The 2,536-nt window shown below is 63.1% G+C and carries 2 protein-coding genes; both read right to left on the bottom strand.

The genetic code is table 11. The features are described 5' to 3' along the window. Positions 1 to 349: 349 nt before the first annotated feature. Positions 350 to 1,516 carry an IS91 family transposase gene (locus FQ755_RS35915; RefSeq protein WP_144162793.1) on the bottom strand — a complete coding sequence of 389 codons (1,167 nt, stop codon included), beginning with the start codon at positions 1,514 to 1,516 and terminating at the stop codon, positions 350 to 352. Between the two features lie 20 nt (positions 1,517 to 1,536). Next, the gene (locus FQ755_RS35910) at positions 1,537 to 2,412 is read right to left on the bottom strand and encodes a tyrosine-type recombinase/integrase (RefSeq protein ID WP_144162791.1); all 876 of its coding nucleotides are present in this window, start codon (positions 2,410 to 2,412) and stop codon (positions 1,537 to 1,539) included. Positions 2,413 to 2,536: the final 124 nt, after the last annotated feature.

Below are 2,536 nucleotides of genomic sequence, written 5' to 3'. Positions count from 1 at the left end.
TCGCTTAGGTTTGTTCGACGCCTGCCCTCGACCGCGAGCTCGTGGGTGACGACGGCGCGTGTGGGCAGGCGTTGAATAAACCTCGAGGAAGGAAACCGCGGAGTGGTCCGATGCGGCCAGCGTCTTCGCTATGGCGATTGATCAATCTGACCGGTCTGTGTTGCAGGTCGGCGGCGGGGGATGCGAGCGCGCGCAGATGCGTGGATGCGGCAATAGAGGCGATGGCGCGCGCGATCTTGAGTTCGGAATACGGCTGGGCAACCGTGCATGGCACCGAACGCACAACCGTCCACTCTTCGGCCGCGCTGACGCAAAGCCGACGGTTGAACTGCAGATCGACGCGAGGCGCTCATCGCTGTGCTGCCTTTGGTGGTGCGCGAATCGGTACGGTGCGCGTGAGAATGTCGATGACGAGCATAGGCGCGCCGCAATGGCGACAAAAGAAGGTCGGTCGATCGCCGGTGATCGCATCGTGCGGTGATGGGCAGAGCCCGGGCGCAACGCCGAGCAGCGTACGAATCCTGGCCAGGTTTGTGCGGCGCACCGGGTTGGCGAGCAAGCCATAGTGGCGGATTCGATGGAAGCCGGCGGGCAACACATGGAGCAGGAAGCGACGCATGAACTCGCTGGATTCGAGCGTCATCGCTTTATAGCGGGTACGGCCCTTCTCCCGGTAGTCTTTCCAGCGGAAGCTCACGCTCCGCCCATCGAAGGCGAGCAGGCGCTGGTTGGAGATGGCCACGCGGTGCGTATAGCGTGAGAGGTACGCGAGAACGGCTTCGGGGCCTGCAAAGGGGCGTTTGGCATACACGAACCATTCGCAGGCGCGCAGCGGTGCAAGCCACCGGGCAAAGGTGGCCGGATCGGCGAGCCCCGAATACTCTCCGAAGAACTGCAGTCGACCGCGCTGATGAGCATCAGTGAGCGCTTCGAGGAAGCGCCTACGAAACAGCCGCGAGAGCACACGCACCGGCAGGAAGAAACCGGGCCGACAGGCGATCCAGCGGCCGCCGTTTGCTGACAGGCCACCGCCAGGGACAATACCGTGCACATGCGGATGATGCGTGAGCGCTGAGCCCCAGGTATGCAGCACGAGCGTGGCGCCAATGTCGGCGCCCAGATGCCTGGGGTCCGCCGCGATGGCGCGCAGCGTCTCGGCGGCGATGTCGAACAGTAGTCCGTAGATGATGCGCTTGTTATACCAGGCGATCGCACTGATCACTGCGGGAAGCGTGAAGACGACGTGGTAATACTCGACCGGCAGCAGATCGGCCTCGCGGGCTTCGAGCCAGCGGCGCGCAGCACTTGCCTGACACTTCGGGCAATGGCGATTGCGGCAGGAGTTGTAGGCGATCTCGGTTCGTGAGCAGCCTGAACAGCGCAGCACATGACCGCCCAGCGCCGCGCTGCGGCACTGTTCGATGGCCGACATCACCTTCAGCTGCCCGAGGCTCAGTGCTACCGTGCTTCGCCACGTGGGCCCGCAGGCGCGGAAGATGTCCGCGACCTCCAGCATTGGATCGGTCCGCGCGTGCGTTATTCGAGGCGCAGGCGCTCCAGCGGACTGACGACTTCATGCAGCAAGTCGGTGGCAACCTGTGCGTAGAGCGCTGTCGTTTCGAGCTTCTTGTGGCCAAGCAGCACCTGGATCACGCGAATATCCACCTTCTGCTCGAGCAGGTGCGTCGCGAAGCTGTGACGCAGCGTATGCATCGATATGCGTTTGTCGATCTGTGCGGCTTCTGCAGCGGCCCGGATCGCGCGATTGAGTTGACGTGGAGTCAGTGGGTCGACAGGATCGAGCCCTGGAAACAACCAGCCGCCGTCGGGCATCTTGCCCTGGGCGCGGGCCACGCGCCACCAGACCCGCAGGCGTTCGAGCAGCACCGGCGAGAGCATCGCATAGCGATCCTTGCGCCCCTTGCCCTGTTCGACACGCAGTGTCATGCGTTGGCTGTCGATGTCGCCCACCTTCAGCGAGACCACTTCGCTGGCACGCAACCCCGTGCCGTAGGCTAGCGACAACGCTGTCTGATGCTTCAGGTTACCTGTTGCCGCAATCAGTCGCCGGACCTCGTCAGGGCTCAGGACGACCGGCAATATGCGCGGCACACGCACTGGCTGCATCCGGGCCATCAATTCCGGCTTCTGAAGCGTGATCTCGAAGAAGAACTTCAGCCCGGTGATCGCGGCATTAAGGGAGACGGGAGACGTTCCGCGATCGACCAGATACAACTGGTAGTTTCGCAGGTCCTCGACACTCGCCGTATCGGGTGAGCGTTTAAGATATCGGGCGAATTCACGCACAATGCGCAAGTAGCCTGCTTGAGTCTTGGGAGCAAGCTGGCGCATGCGCATGTCGTCTGTCATACGCTGACGCAATGGGCTGACGCCCGGTTGATTGGAGGTCATGATGCAGCTCCGTTTGAAGAACGAGGCGGATTGCCCCGACCTCCAACATACGGAACTGCGCAGCGGCCCTCTCCGAACCCCGTACGCCGGGTCGGAGCCCCCTACCGCGCGAGCGGTTTCGTTC

Source organism: Paraburkholderia sp. BCC1885 (assembly GCF_900996235.1).
Classification (GTDB): Bacteria; Pseudomonadota; Gammaproteobacteria; order Burkholderiales; family Burkholderiaceae; genus Paraburkholderia.
Note: the sequence above shows the minus strand (reverse complement) of the source record. Positions and strands in the feature narration are given on the sequence as shown.